The following is a 1,369-nucleotide window of genomic DNA, read 5'->3' on the forward strand; positions in this document are numbered from 1 at the left end:
TGTAAATTTACATCTTTTATTATTCTTTTTTCTTTTCTCATAATACATTTTATCTGACTTATAAGCACTATATTCATCAGTAGTTTTAAAACGCTTAATTTCTCGTAAAATAGTACTACGATATCTATTCAAATATTTAGCAATTGCAGAAATATTCTGTTCACCATTCATCAGTAGTTTTAAAACGCTTAATTTCTCGTAAAATAGTACTACGATATCTATTCAAATATTTAGCAATTGCAGAAATATTCTGTTCACCATTCTTTTTTAAAAAAATTTTTGATAATAATAATTGTTCTAATTTAACTTTATCCATAAAACTTAAATGACTATACATAACATTTATATACCTTTCATTAACTTATAAAATTAATATTTAATACGAATAATTGATATATAATTGATATGTAATAAAATCAATTATATATAAAAAAATAAAAAGGAGCAATATATATGAAAAAAATACTTAGCATAATAGGAGCAATCGGATTAACCGCAACAAGTACAACAACATTAATCAGTTGTAAAAAAGAAAATAATAATAAAAACAAAGAAGATAATAAACCAAAACCATCATATAACGCACAACAACCACCAGAAAATAGTAATTGAAAATTAATTGGTAAAAATAATATTAATAATCAATTTAGTATATATGATGAAAAGTGATATATAATAATTGCAAAAAATACAACTAATCAATCAATTAAAATTATTAAATTTAAAAATAATCAAAATGAAAAATCAATTTCTCCTATTATTAACAATACATTTTATATTTATCCTATATATAATAATTGATATTCTATTATTAATTTATATTGTTGAGATGGTGATGGTGAACCAGAAACACCTACAATTGACAAAAACACTGGTGAAATTACTGACTGAAAAGAACAAAAAGGAACTAAATAACAGTTCCTTTTTTATATTAATCGCACAAATTTCATAAAAATAATTAATAAAAAGATATTTGTTATTGTACTATACAATGCTGGATTAAATTTTCATACTTCAAATATTTGACTAAAAAAACTATATACTGTTTCAAAAACCTTTCCAACACCACTCGCTAATTCATTAACTTGTTTAACACCAGGAATAGTGTTCACAATTCAAATCACCGCATTTTTAATGTGAGTTTCTAAATCTCATCAACCTTTAGGAGTTATATATTGCACTTGAAATCATTGTTTATTGGGGAACAACCCACCGTTATTAATTTCTTCTCAATTATAAATCCCAAAATTAAAATCATAATATCGGTACATATCATTCTCTTTTTGTGCTTGCAATTCAAAAACATTATAACCGATTTTTTGTTCTTCAATTTTCTTATATTGCAAACCATATTTATTTTGTAAATCAC

At 22.9% G+C, this 1,369-nt stretch carries 2 protein-coding genes and 1 pseudogene; 1 reads left to right on the forward strand and 2 read right to left on the reverse strand.

What is annotated here, in order from left to right:
* Nucleotides 1-337 (reverse strand): annotated as a pseudogene (locus tag C6B38_RS03945) (hypothetical protein); the annotation flags it as partial.
* A gap of 116 nt (nucleotides 338-453) precedes the next feature.
* Between C6B38_RS03945 and C6B38_RS03950 the strand changes: the two are divergent.
* Nucleotides 454-915, forward strand: coding sequence for a lipoprotein (locus C6B38_RS03950; protein WP_105298733.1), 462 nt, complete (start codon nucleotides 454-456; stop codon nucleotides 913-915).
* Nucleotides 916-926: 11 nt separating this feature from the next.
* On the opposite strand, the gene C6B38_RS03955 is transcribed toward C6B38_RS03950, so the two are convergent.
* The coding region (locus C6B38_RS03955) for a spiroplasma phage ORF1-like family protein (protein WP_146693293.1) at nucleotides 927-1,369 on the reverse strand (443 nt) is incomplete at its 5' end.

Source organism: Spiroplasma sp. ChiS, assembly GCF_002968355.1.
GTDB classification, from domain to species: Bacteria; Bacillota_I; Bacilli_A; order Mycoplasmatales; family Mycoplasmataceae; genus Spiroplasma; species Spiroplasma citri.